Source organism: Cryobacterium sp. TMT1-2-1, assembly GCF_004403955.1.
GTDB lineage: Bacteria > Actinomycetota > Actinomycetes > Actinomycetales > Microbacteriaceae > Cryobacterium > Cryobacterium psychrotolerans.
Window position 1 is genome coordinate 62,844 of record NZ_SOHC01000044.1, and the last position, 20,590, is coordinate 83,433.

The 20,590-nt window shown below is 70.8% G+C and carries 18 protein-coding genes and 1 tRNA gene; 6 read left to right on the top strand and 13 right to left on the bottom strand.

Annotated elements, in window-relative coordinates; translation table 11 throughout:
• Positions 1-402 precede the first annotated feature (402 nt).
• Complete coding sequence (locus E3T33_RS07950; protein WP_092321252.1) at positions 403-1,290, bottom strand: M48 family metalloprotease; 888 nt, start codon at positions 1,288-1,290, stop codon at positions 403-405.
• Between the two features lie 12 nt (positions 1,291-1,302).
• Positions 1,303-1,869: a LemA family protein gene (locus E3T33_RS07955; RefSeq protein WP_092321251.1), complete on the bottom strand. Its 567-nt coding sequence runs from the start codon at positions 1,867-1,869 to the stop codon at positions 1,303-1,305.
• A 166-nt stretch (positions 1,870-2,035) separates the two neighbouring features.
• Here E3T33_RS07955 and E3T33_RS07960 point away from each other — a divergent pair, with 166 nt between their 5' ends.
• Together E3T33_RS07960 and E3T33_RS07965 are read left to right on the top strand one after the other, a co-directional pair.
• Entirely contained in the window at positions 2,036-2,782 is a 747-nt protein-coding gene (locus tag E3T33_RS07960; RefSeq protein ID WP_134474081.1) for an ABC transporter ATP-binding protein, read from the top strand.
• Positions 2,779-3,513, top strand: a complete 735-nt coding sequence (locus E3T33_RS07965) for an ABC transporter permease (RefSeq protein WP_092321249.1) — start codon at positions 2,779-2,781, stop codon at positions 3,511-3,513. Before E3T33_RS07960 ends, E3T33_RS07965 begins: the two co-directional genes overlap by 4 nt.
• Positions 3,514-3,593: 80 nt before the next feature.
• Here the strand turns inward: E3T33_RS07965 and E3T33_RS07970 are convergent, their stop codons facing one another.
• The 3 genes from E3T33_RS07970 to E3T33_RS07980 are packed head-to-tail and all read right to left on the bottom strand — an operon-like array spanning position 3,594 to position 7,587.
• Entirely contained in the window at positions 3,594-5,042 is a 1,449-nt protein-coding gene (locus E3T33_RS07970) for a family 1 glycosylhydrolase (protein WP_241976970.1), read from the bottom strand.
• Entirely contained in the window at positions 5,039-6,352 is a 1,314-nt protein-coding gene (locus E3T33_RS07975; protein ID WP_092321248.1) for a D-arabinono-1,4-lactone oxidase, read from the bottom strand. Before E3T33_RS07975 ends, E3T33_RS07970 begins: the two co-directional genes overlap by 4 nt.
• Positions 6,349-7,587, bottom strand: coding sequence for an alanine racemase (locus E3T33_RS07980; protein ID WP_174775387.1), 1,239 nt, complete (start codon positions 7,585-7,587; stop codon positions 6,349-6,351). Before E3T33_RS07980 ends, E3T33_RS07975 begins: the two co-directional genes overlap by 4 nt.
• 284 nt (positions 7,588-7,871) lie before the next feature.
• Between E3T33_RS07980 and E3T33_RS07985 the strand changes: the two genes are divergently transcribed.
• On the top strand, positions 7,872-9,917 hold the full coding sequence (locus E3T33_RS07985) for a hypothetical protein (protein ID WP_134575094.1): 2,046 nt from the start codon (positions 7,872-7,874) through the stop codon (positions 9,915-9,917).
• Positions 9,918-9,941: 24 nt separating this feature from the next.
• Positions 9,942-10,865, top strand: coding sequence for a Ppx/GppA phosphatase family protein (locus E3T33_RS07990; RefSeq protein WP_092321246.1), 924 nt, complete (start codon positions 9,942-9,944; stop codon positions 10,863-10,865).
• 7 nt (positions 10,866-10,872) lie between these two features.
• Here the strand turns inward: E3T33_RS07990 and E3T33_RS07995 are convergent.
• The 8 genes from E3T33_RS07995 to E3T33_RS08030 all read right to left on the bottom strand — a co-directional run bounded on the left by E3T33_RS07995 (position 10,873) and on the right by E3T33_RS08030 (position 18,222).
• Positions 10,873-10,946: transfer RNA gene (locus E3T33_RS07995), tRNA-Leu, on the bottom strand.
• Between the two features lie 135 nt (positions 10,947-11,081).
• Entirely contained in the window at positions 11,082-12,551 is a 1,470-nt protein-coding gene (locus E3T33_RS08000; RefSeq protein WP_092321245.1) for an FAD-dependent oxidoreductase, read from the bottom strand.
• 40 nt (positions 12,552-12,591) lie between these two features.
• Positions 12,592-13,872, bottom strand: coding sequence for a S8 family serine peptidase (locus tag E3T33_RS08005; RefSeq protein WP_134575095.1), 1,281 nt, complete (start codon positions 13,870-13,872; stop codon positions 12,592-12,594).
• On the bottom strand, positions 13,869-14,399 hold the full coding sequence (locus tag E3T33_RS08010) for a DUF501 domain-containing protein (RefSeq protein WP_092321243.1): 531 nt from the start codon (positions 14,397-14,399) through the stop codon (positions 13,869-13,871). Before E3T33_RS08010 ends, E3T33_RS08005 begins: the two co-directional genes overlap by 4 nt.
• Complete coding sequence (locus tag E3T33_RS08015; protein WP_092321242.1) at positions 14,396-14,872, bottom strand: septum formation initiator family protein; 477 nt, start codon at positions 14,870-14,872, stop codon at positions 14,396-14,398. The genes E3T33_RS08010 and E3T33_RS08015 overlap by 4 nt, the downstream gene beginning before the upstream one ends.
• 87 nt (positions 14,873-14,959) lie before the next feature.
• On the bottom strand, positions 14,960-16,240 hold the full coding sequence (gene eno, locus E3T33_RS08020) for a phosphopyruvate hydratase (RefSeq protein ID WP_092321241.1): 1,281 nt from the start codon (positions 16,238-16,240) through the stop codon (positions 14,960-14,962).
• A gap of 77 nt (positions 16,241-16,317) precedes the next feature.
• A complete protein-coding gene (hisS, locus tag E3T33_RS08025; RefSeq protein WP_092321240.1) occupies positions 16,318-17,580 on the bottom strand; it encodes a histidine--tRNA ligase in 1,263 nt (420 codons plus the stop codon).
• Between the two features lie 108 nt (positions 17,581-17,688).
• The gene (locus tag E3T33_RS08030) at positions 17,689-18,222 is read right to left on the bottom strand and encodes a ferritin (RefSeq protein ID WP_092321239.1); all 534 of its coding nucleotides are present in this window, start codon (positions 18,220-18,222) and stop codon (positions 17,689-17,691) included.
• Positions 18,223-18,319: 97 nt separating this feature from the next.
• On the opposite strand from E3T33_RS08030, the gene E3T33_RS08035 reads away from it, so the two are divergent.
• Entirely contained in the window at positions 18,320-19,291 is a 972-nt protein-coding gene (locus E3T33_RS08035; RefSeq protein WP_241982870.1) for an ABC transporter ATP-binding protein, read from the top strand.
• The gene (locus E3T33_RS08040) at positions 19,288-20,391 is read left to right on the top strand and encodes an ABC transporter permease (RefSeq protein WP_241982871.1); all 1,104 of its coding nucleotides are present in this window, start codon (positions 19,288-19,290) and stop codon (positions 20,389-20,391) included. The genes E3T33_RS08035 and E3T33_RS08040 overlap by 4 nt, the downstream gene beginning before the upstream one ends.
• Positions 20,392-20,590 lie beyond the last annotated feature (199 nt).

A 20,590-nucleotide genomic window follows, 5' to 3' on the forward strand; every position in this document is an offset into this window, starting at 1 on the left:
AGATTGTCCGTGTCCGGTGATCGAGCTAGTCGAGATCGCGTCGCGCGGGCAGTGCGCCGCTGCGCGGGTGGCACAGCGGCGCAGCACCACCGCGGGCGGCCGGGCGGCCGGGGATCGAGCCTGGAGATCCCCGTCCAATCGGTCTGCGCTGCGGTGGCGGCCTGGTGCGGCCGGGCAGGCGGATGCGGCCGCGAGTGTCGCCGTTTGCGCCGAGTGTCGCCGCTATACCGGGTCATCTCGGCGTAATCGGCGATTCTCGGCGTGGTGACGGCATCCGTTCGCCGACCTGGACACTTCCGGTCGAGTTCGCCTGGTGTGCCTGGCGAACTCGACCGGAACAGGCGAGCTCGGCGCGCCGAACTGCGCCAGGCCGCGACAGGATCGACCATCGGGGCGGATCGGCTAGAAGGTGCGGCCCATCGTGTGCAGGCGCTCCACGCGCTCGGCGATCGGCGGGTGCGTGCTGAACAGCTTCGCCATCAGGCCCGGCTTCAGCGGGTCGGCGATCCACAGGTGCGCCATCGACGTGTTCTGGCGTTGCAGCGGCCGCCCGTACGCCTCGAGCTTCTCGAGCGCCCGGGCGAGGGCATCCGGGTGGCGGGTGGTCATCGCGCTGGTGGCATCGGCCAGGTACTCGCGCTGCCTCGACACGGCCATCTGCACCATGCTCGCCACGAGCGGCGCCACGATCATGGCGGCGAGGCCGAAGACGAGCACGATCGGGTTGCCGTTGTTGCGGTCGCTGCGCCCGAAGAACGCCATCCGGAGCATCATGTCCGAGATGAACCCGACGGCAACGACGAGGCCGAAGACGATCATCGAGACCCGGATGTCGTAGTTCTGCACGTGCCCGAGTTCGTGGGCCATCACGCCCTCGAGCTCCGAGTCATCCATGATCTCGAGCAGCCCGGTGGTGGCGGCCACGATCGCGTGCTCGGGGTCGCGCCCGGTCGCGAACGCGTTCGGGGCAGGGTCGCTGATCACGTAGATCTCGGGCATCGGCGTGCCCGTGGTGATCGACAGGTTCTCGACGATGTTCCACAGGCGCGGATGCTCCGCCTTGCTGTGGATCTTCACGCCGCCGCTCATCGCCGCGGCCTGGCGGCCGGCCATGAAGTACTGCACGACGGCGTACCCGATCGCCACGACGAGCGTCATGACCAGGATGCCGTAGCTTCCGGGCGGGCTGTACACGTAGTTCGCCAGCCAGCCGAGCCCGGCAATCATGACCAGGAACAGGATGATGATGAAAACGGTGTTGCGTTTGTTCCTGGCGATCGCGCTATACATTGCCGCTCGCCGTTAGAACTGCACGCGGGGCGGCTCCGCAATGGCTGCGGAGTCGGACACCTCGAAGAAGTCACGCTCGGTGAAGCCGAGGTTGCGTGCGATGAGGTTGTTCGGGAAGACCTTGATCTTCGTATTCAGCTCGCGCACGCCGCCGTTGTAGAACCGGCGCGAGGCCTGGATCTTGTCCTCGGTGTCGACGAGCTCGGCCTGGAGCTGGAGGTAGTTCTGGCTGGCCTGCAGCTGCGGGTAGGCCTCGGCGACGGCGAAGATGCTGCGGAGGGCTTGCTGCATGTGGTTCTCGGCCGCGGCCAGCTCGGCCGGCCCCTGGGCGGAGAGCGATTCGGCGCGGGCCCTGGTGACGTTCTCGAAGACCGTCTTCTCGTGTGCGGCGTAGCCCTTGACCGTTTCGATCAGGTTCGGGATCAGGTCGGCGCGACGCTTCATCTGCACGGTGATGTCGCTCCACGCCTCGTCGACGCGCACCTTGAGGGTGACGAGCGAGTTGTAGGTGACCCAGAGGTAGATTCCCACGATGACGACGAGTCCAACAACGATGAGGACCGGGATGAGCCATTCCATGGCACGACTCCTTGAACTTAGGCGGCTTGAGCTTATGCGGCGTGATTGCAGTATTCGAATTCATCATATCCGCGCCCCCCCGTGCTCCCACCCGGTTCCCATGACACTCCAAGCCAACCGTCGGCAAATGGATGACTTTCGCCCCTGACCGGCGAATAATGCAGTCATGGTGAACAACGAAGCTCCCGCCGTGGTGGTGCGGGACCTGCACGCGAGGAGGGGCAGGCATCCGGTGCTGCACGGCCTGAGCCTGACCGTGCCGCGGGGCATCGTGATGGGCCTGATCGGCCCGAGCGGCTGCGGCAAAACCACGCTCATGCGCTCGATCGTCGGGGTGCAGATCGTGCAGTCGGGCGAGGTTACCGTGCTCGGCGAACCGGCCGGCACCGCGTCGCTCCGCCGCCGGGTCGGCTATGTCACCCAGGATGCGAGCATCTACGATGACCTGACCGTGCGGCAGAACCTGGCCTACTTCCGGGCCGTGCTGGGCGTGCCCCGGGGCGACGTCGACCGGGTGATCGAGGCCACCGACCTCGGCAGCAATGCCGGGCAGCTGGCCGGGTCGCTCTCCGGCGGCCAGCGCAGCCGCGTGTCCCTGGCCGGCGCCCTCCTCGGCTCGCCCGAGCTCCTCGTGCTCGACGAGCCGACGGTCGGGCTCGACCCCGTGCTCCGGGTCGAACTGTGGGGGCTGTTCCACCGCCTCGCGGCGGCCGGAACGAGCCTGCTCGTCTCGAGTCACGTCATGGACGAGGCGGCGCGCTGCGACCGTCTGCTGCTGATGCGCCACGGCGAGGTCCTCGCCGACGACACCCCGCAGGGGCTGCTCGCCGCCACCGGCACCGCCGACATCGAGGCGGCGTTCCTTGCTCTGATTGCGGAGCATCCGGCCGCGCCCGATGAGGCGGCCTCGTGACCCCGCTGCGCACACTCGCCACCGCCGGTCGCGTGCTCGCTCAGATTCGCCACGACCCGCGGACCATCGCGCTGCTGCTCGTCGTGCCCAGCCTGCTGATCGGGCTGGTGGCCTGGATCTTCTCGGACACGACGGTCTTCTCCACCATCGGGCCGGCGATGCTCGCGCTGTTCCCCTTCGTGGTCATGTTCGTGGTCACGAGCATCACCACCCTGCGGGAGCGGCGCACGGGCACGCTCGAACGGATGCTGTCGATGCCGCTCGGCAAGGCCGACCTGATCCTCGGCTACACGCTGGCGTTCGGCCTGCTCGCCGTGCTGCAGTCGTCCATCGCGGTCGGGCTCTCGGTCTGGGTCTACGGGCTCGAGATCGAGGGATCGGTCTGGCTTCTTCTGTCCGTGGCCGTCGCCGATGCCGTGCTCGGCACGACGCTCGGCCTGCTGGCCAGCGCGTTCGCCCGCACCGAATTCCAGGTCGTGCAGTTCATGCCGGCGTTCGTGTTCCCGCAGATCCTGCTCGGCGGCATCTTCCTGCCGCGCGACCAGCTGCCCGCGGGCCTGGAGGAGATCAGCGACTGGCTGCCGCTCTCGCACGCCATCGACGCGCTCCGGGCCGTCGCCACCGACTCCGAGGACGCGGCGTACGTCACCGCGGAGCTCCTCGTCATCGGCGCCTGGATCGTCGCCGCGGTCGTCATCGGCTCAATCACGCTCCGCCGCCGCACCCCCTAGCCCGCGAAACCGCACTTGTGCGCGTTATCAGGGCGTTTTAGCGCGCACAACTGCGGTTTCGCGGGGAGAAGTGGGCGGGGTTAGCGGGCGGAGAGGACGCGCTGCAGCCAGCGGTAGGAGGACTTGGGGGTGCGGTTCTGGGTGGGGAAGTCGACGTGCACGAGGCCGTAGCGCTGGGTGTAGCCGGCCTCCCACTCGAATCCGTCCAGCAGCGACCGGATCATGTAGCCGCGCAGCCGGACGCCCTCCGCGATGCCGCCGGGCCGGACGGCGTCCACCGCGGCCGTGAGGTGCTCGGCGAGGTAGTCGATCCGGACCGGGTCGTGCACCGCGCCGCGCTCGTCGACGGTGTCGGGGAAGCCGGCGCCGCCCTCGGTGATCCAGACCGGGGGCAGGGCGTCCCCGTACCGGTCGCGAAGCTGAGCGAGACTCAGTCCGAGATATTCGGGGGCGATCGGATGCCCGGAGCCGGTCGCCGGGTACTCCCGGAGCGGCTCGAGGTGGAAGGGCAGGTGGGCCGCCGCCGAGGGCTGCCCGTCGGCGGTCGTGGAGGCTCCCCGTCCCGCCGCGACGCGGGAGGGCCCGCGGTAGTTCAGCCCGTAGAAGTCCAGCGGCTGGTGGATGGTGCGGAGGTCCGCGTCGTCCACCTCGATCAGGGCGCGGAGTTCGGTGGTGAACTGCTCCGGCGGCTGCGGGTACCGGCCGAGCAGCACCGGGTCGGCGAAGATCCGGTTGTGCAGCACGTCGACCAGCTCCGAGAAGACCGCGTCGGCCTCCCGGTCGCCGGCCGGTTGCACCAATGAATGCACGTTGGCGATCCCGATCCGGCCGCGCACGTCGGCGGCACGGAGGCCCTGCACGGCGAGGCCGTGCGCGAGGAGCAGGTGGTGCGCCACGGGCAGCGCGCCGAAGAGCATCCGTTCGCCGGGCGCCTGGGTGCCGAGCGCGTAGCCGCCCAGGGTCACCGTCGCGGGCTCGTTGAGCGTCACCCAGTCGTCGATGCGGTCCCCGAAGGCCTCGCCGACCGCGTGCGCATAGTCGCCGAAGCGCTGGGCGGTGTCGCGGTTCAGCCAGCCGCCGCGGAGCTCGAGCGGGGTGTCCCAGTGGAAGAGCGTCGCCATCGGGCTGATGCCCGCGCGGAGGAGCCCGTCGAGCAGCCGGTCGTAGAAGGCGAATCCGCTCTGGCTCAGTCCCCCGCGCCCGTCCGGCTGCAGCCGGGGCCAGGCGAAGGAGAAACGGTAGGCGTCCACGCCGAGTTCGCGCAGGAGCGTCACGTCCTCGGCCTGCCGGTGGAAGTGGTCGGCCGACACCGAGGCGTTCGAGCCGTCCAGGATGCGCCCGGGCTGGGTCGTGAAAGCGTCCCAGGCCGACTCGTGGCGGCCTCCGTCCCTGGCGCCGCCCTCGACCTGGAAGCCGGAGGTCGATGTGCCGACGATGAAGCCGTCCGGCAGGCCGGAGCCGAGTTCGCCGGCCCGGTGCTGCCAGGCGCGTGCGGTGGGCGTGTTGCTGTTCAACTTCTTCGTGCTCAACGGCCGAGGACTCTTTCCAGGTAGGGGTTGCTGAAGCGGCGCTCCGGGTCGAGCCTGTCACGAACCCGGAGGAAGTCGTCAAAGCGCGGGTAGGCCTGGCGGAGAGCATCGGCGTCGGTGTAGTGGATCTTGCCCCAGTGCGGGCGCCCGCCGTGCGCTCGCATGATCTCCTCCACCGCCCGGAAATACTCGGTGTGGTTCTCCCGGTAGTACCGGTGCACGGCGATGTACCCGGTTTCCCGTCCGGCCGCGGTCGAGAGCCACAGGTCGTCGGCGGCGGCCGAGCGCACCTCGATCGGGAAGGAGATCCGCCAGCCGCGGCGCTCGATCAGGGCGCGGACCTCGGCCAGCGCGCCCGGGACGAGGTCCAGCGGCAGCGCGTACTCCATCTCGCGGAAGCGCACGGTGCGGTTGGTCACGAACACACGGGTCGAGACATCCGTGTACTCGCGCCGGCCGGAGAGTCTCTCGGCCAGCCGGTTGAAACCGGGAACCAGCGCCGGCTGGAGCGCCCCGAGGGCGCAGATGCCGCGGTAGGCGCCGTTGGCGAGCAGTTCGTCGTCGATCCAGCGCGAGACCCGGCCGCGCGGCTCGCGGACCGCCCCGAGCGGCATCCGCGTGTTCGTTCTCGTCAGCGCGCTCCCGGTGTGCGGAAACCAGAAGAACTCGAAGTGGTCGGCCGTCCGGCTGCGCTCGAGGTAGCTCTCCAGCACGCCCTCCAGCGGCTCGGTGTTCTCGACCGCGTGCAGGAGGAAGCCCGGAACGCACTGGAGGGTGACGTCGACGATGATGCCCAGCGCCCCGAGGCCCAGGGCCGCGGCCGGCAGGAGGTCGGCGTTCTCGGTGCCGCTCACCGTCAGCAGGGAGCCGTCACCGGTGACCAGGGTGAGCGCGACGACCTGGGAGGCGAGGCCGCCCAGGGCGGAGCCGGTGCCGTGGGTGCCGGTGGAGATGGCGCCGGAGATGCTCTGCCGGTCGATGTCGCCCATGTTCGCCAGGGCCAGCCCGTACGGTGCGAACAGGCGCTCCAGCCGGTGCAGCGGGGTACCGGCGGCCACGGTGACCTGGCGGGCCGCGCGGTCGACGCGGATGACCCCGCTGACCTCGTGCAGGTCCAGCTGCACATCGGGTGCGAGGGCGATCCCGCTGAAGCTGTGCCCGGCCCCGACCGCCTTGATCCGCAGGCCGGCGTTGCCCGCGGCGATCACCGCGCGCTGCACGGCGCCGGCGGAGCCCGGTCGTTCGACCCGCCGGGGGCGCACGGCCTCGGTGCGGGCCCAGTTGCGCCAGAGCGCTCCGCTGGCGCTCACAGGAACGCTTTCCCCTCGCCGCGGTAGGTGGGCAGGACGTCGACGACCCGGCCGTCGTGCACGAGCGCGAATTCGTTGACGTGCTCGCTCAGTTCCCCGGATTTGGCGTGGCGCAGCCAGACCCGGTCCCCCACCGAGAGCCCCTCGGCCCCGCGCCCGGCGACGGGCGTCTGTACCTCGCCGGCCATTTCGAGCGGCAGGAGGCGGAGCCCGTCCGGCCACACCGGGAGCGGGAGACGGTCCCGGCCGGGCGGGCCGGAGCCGATCCAGCCGCCGCCGAGCAGCACGGCCGTGTCCGGGGCGGCCTTCCGCACGACCGACAGGGCGAAGGCCGCCGCCGGCGCCGGCTGGAAACTCGAATACCCGTCGAACAGGTGCCCGCCGAACAGGCCGCTTCCGGCCGCGAGCTCGGTAACGGATGCGTCCGCGCGGGTGCTCTCGATCGACCCGGTGCCCCCGCCGTTGACGAATTCAAGCTCGGCGATCCGGCGCACGGCCGCGACGGCCGCGCCCCGCCGCTCGGCGAGTTCCGAGATCGAACGGCGTCGGACGAAGCGGTTGACCGCGCCCCGGGCGGGCTGCCCGGCCGGGCGGTCACGGATGCCGGCGATCTGGGCCTCGTAGCCCATCATCCCGACGAGCCGGAAGCCCGGACGGGCGACGATGGCGATCGCCAGGGCGCGGGCATCCTCCGCGGTGTGCACCGGCGACCGCCGCACGCCGACATGGCCGAAGACGGGGACATCCCACGCCGAGTCGAGCTCGAGGCAGACCCGGATCGGGGCGCGGCTTCCCGCGGGGAGCACCGAATCGATGAAGTCGAGGTGGGCGATCGAGTCGACCATGAGGGTCACCCGCGCGGCCAGCTCCGGCGAGCGCCCCAGCCGCTCGATGCCCGACCGGTCCGCGGTGGGGTACCCGACGAGGATGTCGTCGGCGGTCTCGGCCAGCCACAGCGACTCGGCCAGCGTGTAGGCGAGCACCCCGCGAAACCCCGGCAGGGCCAGGACGGCGTCGATCACGCTGCGCACCCTGATCGACTTCGTGGCGACGCGAATCGGGGTCCCGGCCGCGCGAGCCAGCAGCTGGTGCGCGTTGTGGCGGAGCGCGTCCAGGTGCAGGGCCGCGACGGGGGCGTCCCGCTCCGAGGTCGCGGCGGTAAGGTGCGGCCAGTACGCCTCCGGGGTCAGCCAGGGGGCGGCATCCGGCCGCCGGGACAGATCGATTTCCCTCACCGCACCGACTCTACTTCGGCGAGCAGGGCTCCCGCGACAGGCACCGAATCCGGATGATTGCGCCGGGCTGATAACGAATGTGACGCAGTGTCTCGTCCTGCGGGTGCGGGGGGTTGACTTTGCCTCGCCGTCCCCCTGAAATGGGGGTTGAGGGTCGGGGGACTGTGAGCAGAACGAGGCGGTTCGAAGCGCCACGAGTCGCGGGCCGGGCAGGGCGGGCAACCGCGCACCCACCGCGGCGCGTTTCGCACCCCTGTATCGGCGTTCTCGGCGCCACCCTGGTCGTGCTCGCGAGCCTGGCCGGCACCCCCGGCGCCGCGCTCGCGGAAGAACTGGTTCCCCCGGCGACGTCGACCCCGACGCCGACCCCGACGCCGGTCGCGGCGCGGGCGGGCGCACCCGCGATCACGAGCCCGTCCGACGGGGTCTTCGTGGGCAGCTCCAACACGAGCCTGGCCGGCACCCGCAGCGCGGGGCAGGACGTGCAGGTCCTCGACCCGGCAGGCGGGGATCCCCTGTGCTTCGTCCCGGACGACGGCGGCACCGAGTGGGCGTGCACCGGCATTCCGCTGCCCAACGGCCCGTCCATCGCCCTCCGCGTCGTTGTCGCCGGCGAACCGGACCTGTGGGACGAGATCACGGTGGCCGTGCTCGGGGAGCCCACGGTCTCCGGCGGCGCCCGCGGGCAGGACTCCTCCAACGGCATGGTGCGCGGAACCGGCTACCCCGGAGCATCCGTCACCGCCCGGCTGTCCGGAGGCGGGCAGTGCGTCTCCACCGTCGATGACGCCGGCGACTGGGTCTGCCTGTTCACCGGGCCGCTGCAGGGCGGCGACAGGCAGGTGGCCGCCAGCCAGTCCACGGGCTACAGCTCACCGTCGTCCTCGAACGCGAGCGAACCGGTCAACGTCTTCTTCGACGTCGACGCTCCCACCGCTCCCCTGATCAGCGCCCCCACCAGTGGCGACCGGGTGCCGCTCGGCGGCGCCGACTACTCGGGCACCGGGGAAACCGGCGCCCGAGTGACCGTCTTCGCCGGCGCCTACTCGGTCTGCAGCGCCACCGTGCAGACGGGCGCGTGGCGCTGCTCGGGGGGCGGTGTCGCCGCCGGTTCGTACTCGGTGACCGCGGTTCAGCAGGATGCCGCCGGCAACGTCGGCCCCGGCAGCTCACCGATCAGGGTCGCCTACGGGCCGCGCCCGGCCTCCAACCCGAAGCCGTCCACCGCCGGCCCCACCGCGGCGCCGGCCACCCCCGCCGCCCCGGTCCCCCCGCAGGCAACCGCCGAAGCGACGCCGCTGCCCCCCACGACGGCCCCCGAAGCCCACGGCCCGGGCAGGGGGACCGGAGGCACGACCGGGGACTGGGATGACGCCACCGCGTTCACGAGCGCGGTGGCCCCTCCCGGGTCGGCGGGTCCGTTCCCGTGGCTCCAGGCCGTGCTCTGGGCGCTCGGGGCCCTGGTGCTCGTCGCGATGCCCGCGCGCCTGCTGGCCGGCACCATTTCTCGCTCGCGGGACGGGCGTCCGCTCTGGCACCGGATGCCCCTGACCGGCCGCAACCGGGCCGGAGAGGAATTCGAGGTGGCCCCGGCCGTGCGCCTCAACCGATGGCTCCTGGGCGGCGCGGCCCTGCTCGCCGCGGCAACCCTCATCATGCTCTCCGGCCCGGTGACCGACCGGCCCGCCTACCTGCGCCTCCTGGTGGCCGTCGTCATCGGCCTCGTCGTCGTGAACGCGGCGGGAACGCTCGTTCCGCTCTGGTGGAGTTCACGGGTGCTGCACACCCCGGCCTCGGCCACCTTCCTGCCTCGCTACCTGCTCCTGGTCGGCGTGGCCGCGCTGGCCTCGCGGGTGTTCGAGATCGAGCCCGCCCTCGTCTTCGGCCTGCTCGGCAGCGTCGCGGTCGCCGACGGCGCCCCGGCGCACCGGCGCGGGCAACTGGCCGCGGTGCGTGCGGGCAGCCTGATCCTGCTCGCCGTGCTCGCCTGGCTGGCCCTGGGCGCGCTGCCCGGCGCCACCGGCTTCGTCGGTGCGCTGGCGGCCGAGACCTTGAATGCCGTGGTGCTCGCCGCCATCGGGTCGGTCGTGCTCGTGCTGGTCCCCCTCGGCAGCACGAGCGGGCGCAGGATCCTGGCCTGGTCCCCGCCGATCTGGGCGGGCCTGACCGTGCTCGCCAACACGTTCTTCTTCGCGGTGCTCTCCCCCGTGGTCGCCAGCTGGTACAGCGACGGCACGGTGACGTTCCTCTGGGCCGCCGTGGCGGTCTTCGCCGCACTCTGCGTCGGAGCCTGGGCCTGGCAGCGATTCGTGGTGCCCGCGCTCCGCTGACCGCCGGGCCGCTAAGGTCGAAAGGTGCGCCTGGGAGTCCTCGACGTCGGTTCCAATACCGTCCATCTGCTCGTTGTCGACGCCCGGGCCGGTGCCCCTCCCGTGCCGATGGCCTCGGAGAAGGCCGTTCTGCGGTTGATGCGCTACCTCACGCCGGAGGGCGCGATCACCGACGAGGGCGTCGCCGCCGTGCTCTCCGCCGTTCGGAACGCCGCCGAGGTCGCCCGCACCCACGGCATCGACGAGCTGCTTCCCTTTGCGACCTCGGCGCTCCGCGAGGCCACCAACGGGCCCGAGCTGCTCGCCCGGGTCGAGCGGGAGACCGGGGTCGCGCTGCAGGTTCTGTCGGGCGAGGACGAAGCCCGCCTCACCTTCCTCGCGGTGCGGCGGTGGTACGGCTGGTCGGCCCGGGAGATCCTGCTCTTCGACATCGGCGGGGGTTCGCTCGAAATCGCCTCAGGGGCGGACGAGTACCCGCGGTCGGCAATCTCGCTGCCCATCGGTGCAGGCCGCTCCACCATCGCCTTCCTGCATAACGACCCGCCGCTGCCGGACCAGGTCAAGGCGCTGCGCGAGCATGCTGCCGCCGTGCTCGCGGATGCCGTCGCGGGCTTTGCCGGACGGCCCGCACCCCACCACGTTGTCGGTTCGTCGAAGACGATCCGCTCCCTCGCGCGGCTGGCCGGCACGGTGTCGGGGTCCGGCGCCGGCGAACGGATGCTCCTCACCCGCTCGCAGCTCGCCAACTGGGTGCCGCGGCTGGCCCGGATCCCCGCCGAGGCCCGGCCGGCGCTGCCCGGCATCACGGCCGACCGCACCTTCCAGATCGTCGCCGGCGGCATCGTGCTCGGCGAGGCCATGGCCGCGTTCGGCGTGGACGAGCTCGAGGTGTCGCCGTGGGCGCTGCGCGAGGGGATCATCCTGCGCTACCTGGACCGCCTCGGCTGACACCGTGTGCCCCCGCTGGGACTCGAACCCAGACTGTGACGATTTTAAGTCGTCTGCCTCTGCCGATTGGGCTACGGGGGCGCGTTCGAGTGATCTCGGACGTCTCAAGCGTAGGGGGTGCGCGCGGACGGGGCGCACTCGCCGGGGGTACGCAGAAGGGTCGGCGCTCACGCACCGACCCTTCTGGTGACCCTGCCTCTCGGCAGGCCCGGAACCTTACTTGGCAGAGACGGCCGCCGCCTCGCGCTTGTCCGCGACGGTCTGGGCGGCATCCTTCTTCGGAGCTGCCTTCGCTGCGACCTTGCGAGGCGCGCGCGGGGCCTTGGCTTCGACGGCGGGTGCCGCGGCGGGTGCTGCGGCGGCCGGCGGCTTCGGACGAGCGGCGTACTCTTCGAAGACCGCGCGGGGGTCCTGCACGGCGCTCAGCGAGACGATGTCGCGGCCGAGGAAGAAGTTGTTCACCCAGCCCCAGACGACGCGGATCTTGCGCTCCCAGCTCGGCATCGCGAGGCCGTGGTAGCCGCGGTGGGCGAACCAGGCCGGCAGGCCCTTGATCGCAAGGTTGCCCGACTGGAAGACACCGTGGCCGATGCCGAGACCGGCGACGGCGCCCAAGTTCTTGTGCAGGTATTCCTTGGTGCCCTCGCCGCGGATGGTGGCGACGAGGTTCTTCGCCAGCAGCTTGCCCTGGCGCACGGCGTGCTGGGCGTTGGGCACGCAGAAGCCGCCGACTCCCCCACCACTGAGGTCGGGGACCGCGCTGACGTCGCCGGCGCCCCAGGCGCCCTCGATGATGACGTCCTCGGTGCCGACGCGCAAGTCGGTGCGCACCTGCAGGCGGCCGCGTTCCTCGATCGGAAGGTCCGTGTGGCGCACGATGGCCGGGTTGGCCATCACTCCGGCGGTCCAGACGATCAGGTCGGTTTCGAAGCTCTCCCCGGTGGACAGTTCGATCTTGCCGCCGACGGCGGAGGTGAGCTGGGTGTCCAGGTGGATCTCCGCGCCGCGCTGGGACAGGTTCTTGATCACCCAGTGGCTGGTCTCCAGGGAGACCTCGGGCATGATCCGGCCCATCGCCTCGATCAGGTGGAAGTGCGTCTCCTCGAAGCTGATCTGCGGGTACGACTTGAGCAGCGAGCTGGCAAACGAACGCAGCTCGGCGAAGACCTCGATGCCGGCGAAACCGCCGCCGATGACGACGAAGGTGAGCAAGCGGTCGCGCTCGGGCCCGGCGGGCAGCTGCGCCGCCTTGTCGAAGTTAGTGAGCACGCGGTCGCGGATGGCGACGGCCTCTTCGATCGTCTTGAGGCCGATCGCCTGGTCGGCGACACCCGGGATCGGGAAGGTGCGCGACACGGCGCCGGCGGTCACGACCACGTGGTCGTACTCGAACTCCCACGGCTCACCGACCGCCGGGGTGATCGTCGCTGACTTCGTTGCGTGGTTCACGTTGGTGACCTTGGCCGTGATCACGGTCGTCTTCTTGAGGTGACGGCGGTGTGCGACCACGGAGTGGCGGGGCTCGATCGAGCCGGCCGCGACCTCGGGGAGGAACGGCTGGTACGTCATGTACGGGAGCGGGTCAACGACGGTGACCTCTGCCTCGCCGGCACGCAGCCACTTCTCAAGCTTCCATGCGGTGTAAAACCCGGCGTAGCCGCCACCGACGATGAGAATTCTGGGCACGATGAAAAGGCCTCCTACATAATCCTGGATGTGCGAAAACCTACGACTCGCGTCGAATCCGCCTGAAATGCCGAGTGGCCCCTGTGCCGAACAGCGTTACTAGGATACCAAACCCCAGGAGGACGGCGAGCGGGATGCTGACATAGGTCAGAGTGTGCTGGTTCGGCAGCCAGACCGCGGCCTTGTTCCACGGGGGCAGGGAGGGATCTTCCCTCGGCTGGATCGACGCTGCCGCGGTCGGAGTGGGCGTCGGCGTCGGCGTGGTGTCGGCGCGCCGGTGCAGGTGGATCCAGTCCTTGAGGAGGGCGGTCGGCGTCGGCCCCGCGGCGGCGGGGACGGTTGCCGTGACCGCCGCGGCCGCGTTGATCAGTCCGTTGCCGTAGATCGGGCTCGGGACCTCGCGGCCGTTCGGATCCGCCGTCGCGATGATGCGGTTCATGACCCCGGCGGCGTCGAGCTCCGGGTAGGCGGAGCGTACGAGTGCGACCAGGCCGGAGACGATGGGCGCCGCGGCGCTCGTCCCGCTCCACTGCACATAGCCGCCCGCCGGCACGGCGCCCACCAGCTTCTCGCTGGGCGCGGCAACCGAGATGGTGATGCCCTGCGAGGAGGCGTCGAAGCTCGCCGTCTTATTGCGGTTCACCCCGGCGACCGCGAGCACGCCGGGGATCGTCGCCGGAGCCCCGACCTCGGTTGTACCGCTGCCACGGTTGCCGGCGGCGGCCACGACAACGACGTCGTGCTCGAAGGCATACAGGAACGCCGAGTCCCAGCTCTCCGGCCAGTCGAGCGTGTTCCGGGTCAGCGACATGTTGATCACGGAGGCACCGTTGTCGACGGCCCAGCGGATGCCCTCGGCAATCTGGTCGTCGTTGCTCACCGTGGCGCCGCTCGAGCCGAACGCGAGCGAAACGCTCAGGATCGATGCCTCCGGGGCCACGCCGATGATGCCCGCGTCGGTGCCGGTCCCCCGGCCCGCGAGCAGCGAGGCGACGAGGGTGCCGTGTTCGCTGCCCTCGCCCACGGGAGTCTGGCCGTTCGGCGTGCCGAGGCCCGAGACATCCGTGCCGCCCACGACCGCGCCGGCCAGGTCCGCCACGCCGCCGGCGACGCCGGTGTCGATGATGGCGACCTTGACCCCGGCGCCCTTGCTGGTGGCCCAGGCCTGGGTGAAGCCGTAGTCGTTCAGCCAGTACTCCAGGTCGCGAACCTGGTCGGCGCGCGCGGGCGTCGAATCGACGAGCACCGGGGCGAGTCCCAGCCCGGCGACGGCGAGGCCAACGGCGACGCCGGCGCCCAGTCGGCGCCAGGCGCTGCTCATGCCCCCGCCGGGCCCTGTGCGCTGTAGTCGAGGCATTCGCACACGCTGGGCGTCCAGGCCGAGCGTGCCAGGGCGAGGTCGCCGATGGGGTTGACGCCGGGCCCCGCGGCCAGCGAGTGCGCGACGAGGGCGTGCAGGCACTTGACCCGGGTGGGCATGCCGCCGGAGGAAATCCCGGCGATCTCCGGAACGGACCCGAGGGATTCACGGTCGGCGAGGAAGCTCTCGTGCGCCGCCTGGTAGCGGGCGCGCACCTCGTCGTCTTCGGCGAGCAGCTCGTTGTACTCGTTCATCACCTGGGTGGCCTCGAGGAATGAGACGGCCGCCGTCGCCGCCGGGTGGCACAGGTAGTAGAGGGTGGGGAACGGCGTGCCGTCGCCCAGCCGGGGCGCGGTTGCCACGACGGTCGGGGCGCCGCAAACGCAGCGCGCGGCAATGCCGACGACGTCCCGGGCCGGGCGGCCCAGCTGCGCGGAGACGGTGGCAATGTCCTCCGCCGTCACGGGCCCGAAGGGCGGTCTGGTCATGGGGATGCCTCCTCCGGCGCCAGGCCTGCGGTCATGACCGAAGCGAAGACGGATGTGAGCCAGTCGACGTCGGTCGATTGGATGTCGGTGCTGACAGGCGTGTCGCCGCCCCGGCCGGTCACCGGGAGCTTCAGGTCATTGATCACGAGGAAGCTGATGTCGCCGGGCAGTACGTAGGAGAGCCGCTCGCGGGCCTGGGTCGTGATGAACGTGCGGTCGTTCCAGCGCTCGCGTTCCGACTTCAGGTGGTCGACGGTGTCCTGCTGATCGGTGACGGCCGCCTTCAGCCGGTCGATCTCCTGGCGCTGTTCCCCGTAGGTGCGCAGGCTCGGGGCGAGCACGACGACGGCGAGCACGAGGATCCCCATCATCACCAAGGAGAACCCCGAGTTGCGGATGCCGCGGATCCAGCCGCCCACGGGCGTGTCCGCCCGGCCGGCGGCGGGCTGCCGCGGGGTACGGGTCCTCTCCACGGGCACCTCCTTTCGCTGGGCGTGCAATCAAACCGAAACGGGGCTCGAAGCGGCGGGCTGACCCACGCGCCCCGAGCCCCGGTCGAACTAGGCGCTGAAGCGCGGGAATGCCGAGCGCCCCGCGTACACGGCGGCCTCACCCAGCTCTTCTTCAATCCTCAGCAACTGATTGTACTTAGCCACGCGCTCGCTCCGGGCAGGCGCTCCGGTCTTGATCTGGCCGGCGTCGGTCGCGACGGCGAGGTCGGCGATCGTGGTGTCTTCGGTCTCGCCGGAGCGGTGGGACAGGATCGCGGTGTAGCCGGCGCGCTGGGCCAGGGCCACGGCATCCAGCGTCTCGGTCAGCGTGCCGATCTGGTTCACCTTGACCAGGATCGAGTTCGCGGCCTTCTCCTTGAGGCCGCGCGCCAGACGCACCGGGTTCGTGACGAACAGGTCGTCGCCGACGATCTGCACCTTGTCGCCGAGCTCGGCGGTGAGGTGCACCCAGCCGTCCCAGTCCTCTTCCTCGAGCGGGTCTTCGATCGAGACGAGCGGGTAGGCCTCGACCAGTTCGGCGTAGTAGCCGACGAGCTCCTGGGCCGAGAGCTTCTTGCCCTCGAAGTGGTACGCGCCGTCCCTGAAGAACTCGGTCGCCGCGCAGTCGAGGGCCAGGGCGATGTCGGTGCCGGGCGTGTAGCCGGCGTTGGTGATCGCTTCGACGATGAGGTCGAGGGCCGCGCGGTTGCTCGGCAGGTTCGGGGCGAAGCCGCCCTCGTCGCCGAGGCCGGTAGAGAGCCCCTTCGACTTGAGCAGCGCCTTGAGCGCGTGGTAGGTCTCGACGCCCCAGCGGAGGGCCTCGCTGAACGACTCGGCGCCGATCGGGACGATCATGAATTCCTGGATGTCGACATCGTTGTCGGCGTGCGAGCCGCCGTTGATGATGTTCATCAGGGGAACCGGCAACGTGTGCGCGTTCGGGCCGCCGAGGTAGCGGAAGAGGGGCAGCCCGCTCGAGCTGGCGGCCGCCTTGGCGACGGCCAGGCTCACGCCGAGGATGGCGTTAGCGCCGAGGCGCTCCTTGTTCTCGGTGCCGTCCATCTGGGTGAGCACGGCGTCGATGATGCGCTGGTCGCTGGCGTCGAGGTCTTCGATCGCCGGGCCGAGTTCGTCGATGACGGCGTCGACGGCCTGCAGCACGCCCTTGCCCTGGTAACGCTTCGGGTCTTCGTCGCGCAGCTCGTAGGCCTCGAAGGCGCCGGTGGATGCGCCGGACGGAACGGCGGCGCGGCTGATCGTGCCGTCCTCCAGGTACACCTCGACCTCGATGGTCGGGTTGCCTCGGGAATCGAGGATCTCGCGTGCGTCTACTGCCTCAATGAGTGCCACAATTGTCTCCTGTGCTTGGGGTGTGGGGGCGTGAGGAAAACCTCGGGGGAATCCCTGAACAGTCTAGTGAATGCGCCCTAAGCGAGGGATTTGAAGTCGAGCGATGAGGCGTCGACGGTCTCGGCTGTGACGAACGCGAACCGGCTGTAGCCGGCCTCGCCCGCCCGGTCGAGCAGCGCCTTGAGGTTCTTCGTGCGCCGCTCGAGGCGAACGCGCAGCCCGCCCTCGACGAGGGCGGACTTCAGAGCGACCAGCCGCGCCGGGTCGGCGTCCTTCTCGTGCACGAGCACGACGGCGTTCGCGGCGGATGCCTCGTCGGCGCCGAGCAGGTCGACGATGCGTTCGAAGCCGATCGAGAAACCGCAGGCGGGGACATCCGTGCCGAGGAAGCGGCCGATCATGCCGTCGTAGCGGCCGCCGCCGCCGAGCGAATAGCCCAGGTCGGGGTGGGCGATCTCGAAGATGGTGCCGGTGTAGTAGCCCATCCCGCGCACGAGGGTCGGGTCGAAGACGATTTCGACTCCCGGGAGGGCGGCCCGGAGCGCACGCAGGTCGGCGTAGGCTGCGGCGTCGAGCCAGGCGGGCGCTGGGGCGCCATCGGCTTCGGTGAGGTCCCAGCCGGCCGAGCCGATGGCGCGCAGGGTGTCGGCGATGCCCTCGGTTGCGAGGCCCAGGCCGGCGAGTTCGGCCACGACGCCGTCGACGCCGATCTTGTCGAGCTTGTCGATGGTGATCAGGGCGCGCTCGTTCCGCTCGGGCGGCACGCCCCAGTGCCCGAGCAGCGTGGTGAGGATGCGGCGGTCGTTGATGCGCACCGAGCAGCCGGCCAGGCCGAGGGCGTCGAGGGCCGCTGCCGTGGCCGTGATCAACTCGATCTCGGCCAGCGGGCCGGCCTCGCCGATGATGTCGATGTCGCACTGCACGAACTGGCGGTAGCGGCCCTTCTGCGGGCGTTCGGCGCGCCAGACCGGGGCGATCTGGATCGCCCGGAACACGGCGGGCAGTTCGGCGCGGTGGGTCGCGTAGAACCGGGCCAGCGGCACGGTGAGGTCGAAGCGGAGGCCGAGGTCGGCCAGGGCGAGCAGGTCGCCCGAGGCGGCGGCGGCCGCGGCATCCGCCGGCCCGAGGCCCCGCTTCAGCACGGCGAAGGCGAGCTTCTCGTTGTCGCCGCCCAGCCCCGAGTGCAGCAGGGCGGAGTCCTCCATCACCGGGGTTTCGATCTCGTCGAACCCGTGGGCGGCGAAGCTCTGCCGGATCACGCCCAGCGCGTGCTCGCGGGCGGCCTTCTCCCGAGGGAGGAAATCGCGCATGCCGCGCGGAGGATTAACGGAGGAAGCCATACCCCCGATTCTGTCAGGTCGCCCTCCCCTCCCCGCGAAAACGCACTCGTGCGCGTTATGAACGCGTTTTAGCGCGCACAACTGCAGTTTCGCGGGGGTGCGGAGGGGTTAGAGGGCGCCGCCGGCGGATCCGGGGGCGTCCGCTTCGACGGCGGCCGAGCCGACTGTCTCGCGGGCGATGTAGTTCTCGATGTCGAAGAGGTTGTCGCCGGCGCGCTGCGCGATCGTCAACAGGGTCGACATCGAGGCGATCTCCTCGACCTGCTCCTTGAGGAACCACAGCATCGCCTGCTCGCCGAGGGCGTCACCGTCGGCCCGGGCCGCCCGGAACAGTGCCTCGATCTGGCTCGTCACCTGCCTCTCCTGGGCCAGGGCCAGCGCGATCGGCTCGACCGCGTTGGCGAAGGAATTGCGCACGGCCGGGATGCCGGGGATCTCGACGCCGAGGTCGCGGTCCAGGCGGTACTGCACGAGCATCATGGCGTGGTTGCGCTCTTCGATCGACTGGCGGTAGAAGTGCGCGGCCAGCTGAGGCAGGTCCTCGTTGTCGAACCACACCGCGATCGCGATGTACTGCTGCGACGCGGCAAACTCGTTGCCGATCTGGGTGGACAGAAGTTCGTTGAAGGAAGTCTCGCTCATGGTTCGACGGTACCGGCCCCCGGCATCCCCCGCTACCGCGCGACATCCCCCTAGACTTCGGGCACAGCCGGAGGGGGCAACGATGGAGCAGGCACACATGGGGCACGCACACATGGGGCACGCACACCTGGAGCACAGTGCACCGCAGGGAATATCGGTCACGGGGGTGAGCCGCTCGTTCGGCAGCGTGCACGCGGTGCGGGACGCCACTCTCACCGTGCCACCGGGCTCGGTGACCGCCCTGATCGGGCCCAACGGCGCCGGCAAGACGACGCTGCTGCTCATGCTCGCCAGCCTGCTCGCCCCCGACACCGGAACCATCACGATCGCCGGCCACGACCCGGTGACCGACCCGCAGGCCGTGCGCGCCGCGATGGGCTGGATGCCCGACGTGCTCGGCTCCTGGCCCAGCCTGAGCGTGCGCGCCTCCCTCGAGGTGACCGGGCGGATGTACCGGATGACGCGGCCCGCCGCTGCCGCGCGCGCGACCGAGCTGATCGGCCTGACCGGTTTGGAGGCCCTCGCCGACCGGCCGTCCCGCGTGCTCAGCCGTGGGCAGAAGCAGCGGCTGAGCCTGGCCCGCGCCCTCGTGCACTCCCCCTCCGTGCTGCTGCTCGACGAACCGGCATCCGGCCTCGACCCGGCCGCCCGGGTGGCGCTCCGCGAACTCGTGCGGCGTCTCGCCGGCGAGGGAACGGCCATCCTCGTCTCCAGCCACGTGCTCGCCGAACTCGACGAAATGGCGGATGCCGCGGTGTACCTCGCCGACGGCGTCACTGCCAGCGCCGAGCGCATCGCCCAGGCCGGCGCCGGCGCCCGGTCCTGGCGGATCCGTTCGCTCGACCCGAACGCGCTGGGCGGCGCCCTCCGAGCCGCCGGAGCCGCCGCCGACACGGACCACCTCGGCACGCTCGTGCAGGTCTCGAGCGAGGCCGCCGCGGCCGAGCTGCTGGCCCGGCTCGTCACCGCGGGAGTGCCGGTGACCGCCTTCGGCCCGGCGGTGGGCGATCTCGAGCACACGTTCGAGGGCCTCAATCGACCGGCGCTCCAGGACGGGGCATCCGCATGAGCCGCACACTCACCGACGCACCCCGCCCGACACCGGGCCCCGCTGCCGGTGGCGCTTCCGGCCGCGGACGAGTGCGCGACGTCGTCGCCGGAATCTGGCTCATCGCCACGCTCGAGCTGCGCCAGCGCGTGCGAGGAGTCGCCTGGTACGTGCTGCTCGGCATCTTCATGCTCCTCGTCGCGGCGGTCACGATCCTGCTCTGGCTCTCGACGACCGCCTGGGAGACCGGCGGCGGCGGAGTCTTCTCGACCGTCATCCTCTTCGTGCTGCTGCTCGGCACGCTCGTCTCGCCCGCGCTGAGCGGCAACGCCATCAACGGCGACCGCGACATCGGCACGCTCGCCACGACCCAGGTCACCCTGATCAGCACGGGCCAACTCGTGCTCGGCAAGTTCGTCGCGGCCTGGATCACGGCGCTCGCCTTCCTCGCGGCCGCGGTTCCGTTCCTGCTCTTCGCGGTCGCCCTCGGCGAGGTCTCGCTCGGCACGATTGCCGTTTCCGTGCTCGTACTCGCCGTCGAGCTCGGAGTCATCGCCGCAGTCGGCGTCGGGCTCTCCGGCATCGTCACCCGCCCGCTGTTCTCGATCGTCGTCACCTACCTGATCGTCGCCGCGCTGAGCGTCGGCACGCTGATCTCGTTCGCCCTGCTCGGCACGGCCACCCGGTCAGAGGCCACGACGTCCCCGGCGAGCAGCGAGTGCCCCGACCCGACGACCACGAGGGAAGTCCCCCGCTTCGACTACTACTGGTGGGTGCTCGCCGCGAACCCCTACGTCGTCCTGGCGGATGCGTCCCCCGGCGTTTTCGACGCCGCCGGCAACCCCCAGGACCTGTTCGGCTGGATCGCGGTCTCGGTGCGCCAGGCGCAGGCCGCGCCCGACCTGCAGACCGAGTCGCCGTGGTGCGATTCGACGGGCGAATACGACGTCACCGCCGAAGAACAGCCCCCGACGCCGCGCGAGACCTACGACGGCGCGGTGCCGTCCTGGTTCGTCGGGCTGGGCATCCACCTGGCCCTGGCCGTCGGGGCGCTGCTCTGGGCCTGGCGCCGCACGATCACCCCCGCGCGCCGCCTCCCGACGGGCCGCCGGGTCGCCTGACCCCCCGTTCCTCCCCGCGACTCCCCCCGCGAAAACGCACTTGTGCTCGTTATGAGGGCGTTATTTCGCGCACAACTGCGGTTTCGCGGGGAGGAACGGGGCTAGGGCGTGTCTCCTAATCGAATCGTGATTCGTTTGGGAGGGTGGAGGAATGTCGCGTACTGCTCTCCTGACCGATGACCAGTGGGCTCGGATTGAA

Excerpts from the sequence above, each read along its gene's own strand:
- E3T33_RS08030 (WP_092321239.1), bottom strand. The coding sequence starts at position 18,222 with ATGAGCGAGACTTCCTTCAACGAACTTCTGTCCACCCAGATCGGCAAC.
- E3T33_RS07950 (WP_092321252.1), bottom strand. The coding sequence starts at position 1,290 with ATGTATAGCGCGATCGCCAGGAACAAACGCAACACCGTTTTCATCATC.
- E3T33_RS07955 (WP_092321251.1), bottom strand. The coding sequence starts at position 1,869 with ATGGAATGGCTCATCCCGGTCCTCATCGTTGTTGGACTCGTCGTCATC.
- E3T33_RS08035 (WP_241982870.1), top strand. The coding sequence starts at position 18,320 with ATGGGGCACGCACACATGGGGCACGCACACCTGGAGCACAGTGCACCG.
- E3T33_RS08040 (WP_241982871.1), top strand. The coding sequence starts at position 19,288 with ATGAGCCGCACACTCACCGACGCACCCCGCCCGACACCGGGCCCCGCT.
- E3T33_RS08005 (WP_134575095.1), bottom strand. The coding sequence starts at position 13,872 with ATGAGCAGCGCCTGGCGCCGACTGGGCGCCGGCGTCGCCGTTGGCCTC.
- E3T33_RS07960 (WP_134474081.1), top strand. The coding sequence starts at position 2,036 with ATGGTGAACAACGAAGCTCCCGCCGTGGTGGTGCGGGACCTGCACGCG.
- E3T33_RS08010 (WP_092321243.1), bottom strand. The coding sequence starts at position 14,399 with ATGACCAGACCGCCCTTCGGGCCCGTGACGGCGGAGGACATTGCCACC.
- hisS (WP_092321240.1), bottom strand. The coding sequence starts at position 17,580 with ATGGCTTCCTCCGTTAATCCTCCGCGCGGCATGCGCGATTTCCTCCCT.